Below are 5168 nucleotides of genomic sequence, written 5' to 3' on the forward strand. Positions count from 1 at the left end.
CGCCCAGGGAGCGGGAAGCCGGTGGCTGACACCCGGGTCCACGAGCCCGCCGCGGTGCGCCCCGGCGGCCGGCGGCCGGAGCCCGCCGCCCGTGCGCCGGGCTCCGACTCGCTGTTCAAGAACGCCTACTTCCTCATGCTCAGCACCGGGGTGTCCGCCGTCCTCGGCCTGGGCTTCTGGCTGGTGGCCGCGCGGTACTACTCCGAGGACGCCGTCGGCCAGGGGTCCGCCGCGATCGCCGCGATGCGGCTGCTCGCCAGCATCACGGCGACCACGATGATCGGCGCCGTGGTGCGCTTCGTGCCCCGGGCCGGGCGGGAGACCGCCCGCCTCGTGTGGGGCGTGTACGGGGCGAGTTCGCTGGTCGTCGCCCTGGCCGCGGGCGTCTTCCTGCTCACGCTGGACCAGTGGGGCGCGTCCTACGAACCCCTCGGCACCCCCCTGGCGGGGGCCCTGTTCGTCGCCGCGTGCGTGGCCTGGGCGCTGCTGACGCTCCAGGACGGGGTGCTGACGGGCCTGCGCAAGGCCGAGTGGGTGCCGGCGGGCAACGCCGTGTTCTCCCTCGGCAAGCTGGCCCTGCTGGCCGTCTTCGCCGGGGCGCTGCCGGTGCTCGGCATCTTCGTCTCCTGGGCCGTGGCGATCGCCTTCTCCACCCTGCCCCTCGGCTGGCTGATCTTCCGCCGCCTCATCCCGCGCCAGGCCGCCGCCGACCGCGACGTCGAACCGCCCCGGCTCCGCTCCATGGGCCGCTTCCTGGCGGGCGACTCGCTCGGCGCGCTGTTCAGTCTCGCGATGATCAACCTGCTGCCGGTGATGGTCGCGGTCCGCTTCAGCGCCGCCGAGAACGGCTACTTCTACGTGGCCTACACCGTCGGCGGCACGATGGAGTTCATGGCCATCAACATGGCCTCGTCGCTCACCGCGCACGCCTCGCACGACCCGCGGCAGCTCGCCGACGGCGTGCGCGGCGCCCTGCGGCGCATGGCCCTGCTGCTGGTGCCGGTGGTGCTGGTCCTGGTCGTCTTCGCGGAACAGATCCTCACCCCCTTCAGCCCCGACTACGCGGAACACGGCTCGACCGTGCTCCGGCTGCTCGCGCTGGGGGCCCTGCCCCGGGTCGTCGTGGAGCTGTACATCGGGGTGCTGCGGGTGCAGGGGCGCACCGGTGTGCTGGCCGCCCTCCAGGGCGCGATGTGCGTGCTGGTCCTGGGCAGCGCGGCCGTGCTGTTCACCCCGGCGGGGATCTCCGGCGCGGGCTGGGCGGTGCTGATCAGCATGTCGCTGATCGCGGTCGTCTCGGTGTTCGGCCTGCGGTCGGCGCTGCGCGGCGGGCGGGCCGCTCCGCCGGACCTGGCACCGGCCGCCCCCGTCTACGGCACCCGCTGGGCCCGGCTGAACGCCACGGCCGGATACGGCACGGGCTGGGCCCGCCGGGCCGCCTACGAGGGCAGGGGCGCGGGCGAGGACGACGGGGAGGACACGGTCACCCTGTTTATCGGCAGCCCCGGCTACGAGCGGGAGGCGCTCCAGGCCGACACCCTCGCGCTCGTCGTACGCCCGCAGCAGCCGACGCGTGGGGGAGGGGACGGAGGGGACGGCGGGCAGGACCGCGACCGGGGCCGGGACTGGCGCCGCACTCACGAGCAGGCGGACGGCGGGGCGGCCGCGGACATCGACGCGGTGGAGGCCCGGGCCCACGACGCGGTGGGGATGCGGGACGCGGCGGAGATCCGCGACCGTGAGGAGGCCCGGGACGACAGGTTCGCCGAGGGTGAGGGGCCGGCCCGGGTCGATGAGGTGGCCGGGGACGCGGAACCGGCCCGGGACGCAGAGCCGGCCCGGGACGCGGAACCGGTCGGTGCCGCGGGGCGGGTCCACGACGAGCCCTCGGACCGGGAACCGCCCCCCGCATACCAACCGCCCCCCGCCCCGGCACCCCGGAACCAGGAGCCCGCGCGCCCCCGGCCGGTGGCCGACCCGGCCGCTCCCCGCCCCGCCTGGGCCGCCGAGGCGCCGCCCCCCGAGCTGTCCGCGGTGCTGTCCTCCTGGGAGCGCGAGGCCCCTGCCGAGGCGAGCAGCACGCCGTGGGACGACGCACCGCCCGCCGCGGACCTGCCCCCGGAGCCCGGTCCCGACGCCGGTGATGATCCCGACCGCTTCCTCAGGGGCGCCCTGTGGACAGTGCTGGGACTCGCCACGGTCGTCTTCTGGGCGGCGCTGCGCCCGCTGCCCTGGCTCGGCGACCCGCCGCGAGGCGACCTCACCGGGCGTCAGCTGCTGCACGAACTGCCGCTGCCCGCACTGGCGGCCGGGGGAGTGCTGCTCCTCGTCTTCGTCGCGTCGGTGACGCTGTGCCTGCGCCCCGCGCCGTGGCTGTCCGCTGCCGCGCTGGGGTCGGCCCTCGTCGCCCTGCACGCCGCGCCGATCGCCCTCGGCCGGGAACCGCGGGCGGTGGACGGGGCGTTGTATGCCAGGACGGCCGGTTTTGTCGCGGATGCGGTGGGGCTCGACGGGCCCGGACCGCTGCTGCGCTGGACGCCGGCGGTCTGCCTGCTGCTGTGCCTCGTCCCGCTGTGGCTGCTGCTCGCGTGCGCGGGCGGCGGGCGGCTGTCGTGGGCGAGGCGCTGGGGGGTGCTGTATCTCGTCGCGGTGGGCGGCTGGGTGGGGCGGGACGTGCTCGCGCCGGCCGCGCCCGTCCTGCTCGTCGTCCTCGTCCTGCTCGTGCCGGTGTTCCGTGCCGTGGCGGCCTCGGCGCTGCCGGACCGCGTGCTCCGGCTGCTCCGCCCGCCCCTCCGCCCGTCCCACCGGGACGGATCCGCCGGAGGTCTGCCCGACAGAAGACGGCCGTCCGGCCCGTCCGAGGACTGAACACGCCGTCAGAGCCGAACCGCCAGGGGGGAACCACTGTGCGTCCGCCAGCCACTCCACGCGAGAGATCCGGGCCCGAACCCGCGCCGGAGAACACCTCGGCGCCGGTCTCCGCCGCCGGGCCCCCGGAGGGGCCCGCACCGGAGCGGTCCCCGGCGTCCGAGTCCCTCCCGGACGTGTCGTCGTCCCTGCCCGACGTGTCGTCCGAGGCGCCCGGTGAGCCGCGGGAGTCCGCACCGCACGCGTCCGCACCGCACGCGTCCGCACCGCACGCGTCCGAAGCGCTCGCGTCGGGCGAGTGGAGCGCGTCCCGGTCCCGTCCCTCCCCGGAGCCGTCGAGCCCCGCCCATGAACCCGTGACGGACCTGTCCGACCTGCCGCCCGTGTGGTCCGGGCGCCGCGCCCTCGCCGCCTGGCCTCTCGTGCCGCTGGCCGTGGCGCTCGCCCTGTGGGGGTACGCGGTCCGGCACACCGACGTGTCGGCGCTGGACGACTTCGGCCTGGTCACCGCGCTGCACCCGGCGTTCTGGGCCGGGCTGGCGGTGCTGACCGCCGGCTTCTGGCTCACCGTGCGCGATCCGCGCAGGGCCGGCGGCTGGCCCGCGGCGTACGTGCTGGGGCTGCTGGTGATGGAGCGGGCCACCCAGGCCGTGCTCTACCCGACCCCGCTGTACGCCTGGGCGTGGAAGCACGACGGTGTCGTCGACCACCTGCTGACCGCGGGCGGACTCCAGACCGCCGCCGAGGTCGGCGACATGGCGGTGTACGACCAGTGGCCCGGCTTCTTCGCCGCCCAGGCCGCGCTGGTGCGGCTGCTGGGCGTGGACTCCGCGGCGATGTACATGGCGTGGTGGCCCCTGGCGTCCAGCCTGATGCTGCTGCTCCCGCTGCTGCTGATCTACCGCACGTTCACCGAGGACCGGCGGCTGATCTGGACCGGGGTGTGGCTGTTCTTCGTGGCCAACTGGGTGGGCCAGGACTACTTCTCCCCGCAGTCGGTGGCGTTCGCGCTGCACCTGGGGGTGCTGGCTGTGGTGCTGCGCCGGTACGGCCGCTCCGGCGGTGCCCGGCGGCGGGGGCAGGCGGTGTGGACCGCGGTGATCGTGGTGATGGTGACGGCGATCGTCATCTCCCACCAGCTCACCCCGGGCATGCTCGTGGTGTCGCTGCTCGCGCTGTGCCTGCTGCGCCGCCACCGGGACTGGGTGCCCGCGGTCACCACGGTCGTGATCTTCCTCGCCTGGTGTCTGACCGCGGCGCTGCCCTTCCTGTCCGCCGCGATGCCGGACATGATCCGCTCCGTGGGCGACGTCGGCGGCAACGTGACGACTGGCTACGGCACCACCCCGACCGGCACCGGAGCCGTCGCCACCTCGTGGGCGGCCCGCCTGCTGTCGGGCTCGGTCCTGCTGCTGGCGGTGGCCGGGATCTGGCGGCAACGGGTGCTGCGGCACCGGGCGATGCCCCTGCTGCTGATCGCGGCGGCGCCCCTGCCGATGCTGGTGGCGAGCAGCTACGGAAGCGAGATGATCTTCCGGGTGCTGATGTTCATGCTGCCCGGTGCCGCCTTCTTCGCCGCGGCGGCCCTGCTGCCGAAGGTGCGCACCCTGGCCGCCGAGGCGTCGCCCGCTCCGCCCGGCCCGGCCGGTCCGGCGAGGCGGTCCGGGGTGCGGCGGGGCCTGGCCGCGTGGGTCGCGCCGGTCGTGCTCGTCGCGGGGACGCTCGCGTTCGTGCCGAGCTACTCCGGCAAGGACCGCATCAACTACTTCCCGCCGCAGGAGGTGGCGCTCGTGCGGCAGCTCTTCGACGAGGCCCCCGAGGGTTCGCTGGTCGTCGCCGCCAACCGCAACTACCCGCTCGCCTACGCCTCGTACGGGGAGATCGACCACTACTGGTTCCTGGACGACGAGCGGTCCCACGTCGACCGGATCGTGGCGGACCCGGCCGGGACCCTGGCCGAGGACATGGCCGGAGTGGACGGCCCCGGCCGGGCCTACCTGCTGTTCTCCCACGGGCAGCTCGCCAACTCCACGATGAACGGCCAGCTCACCGAGGCCCAGCTGACCGGCATCGAGCAGTCGGTCGCGGCATCGCCCCGCTTCCGGCGGGTGGCCGGGAACAGCGCCGGGACGGTCTACGAACTGCGCCCCGAAGGAGGGACGGAGCGATGACACCGCAGGACCTCGTGGTCCGGATGCTGCCGCCGTTCGGCGGCTGGCTGGCACTGGCCTCGCTGGCGCTGCCCGGCGGTTCGCCGCTGCGGGGCGCGGCCGTCGTCGCGTTCCTGGCGGCGGGGCCGG

General features: G+C 75.4%; 2 protein-coding genes. Both read left to right on the top strand.

Annotated features, from left to right (window positions below; translation table 11 throughout):
• Positions 1–21 precede the first annotated feature (21 nt).
• Complete coding sequence (locus G3I53_RS33610; protein ID WP_343240558.1) at positions 22–2868, top strand: lipopolysaccharide biosynthesis protein; 2847 nt, start codon at positions 22–24, stop codon at positions 2866–2868.
• A 356-nt stretch (positions 2869–3224) separates the two neighbouring features.
• Complete coding sequence (locus tag G3I53_RS04835) at positions 3225–5039, top strand: glycosyltransferase (RefSeq protein ID WP_164332455.1); 1815 nt, start codon at positions 3225–3227, stop codon at positions 5037–5039.
• Positions 5040–5168 lie beyond the last annotated feature (129 nt).

The organism is Streptomyces sp. SID14436 (genome assembly GCF_010548465.1).
Classification (GTDB): Bacteria; Actinomycetota; Actinomycetes; order Streptomycetales; family Streptomycetaceae; genus Streptomyces.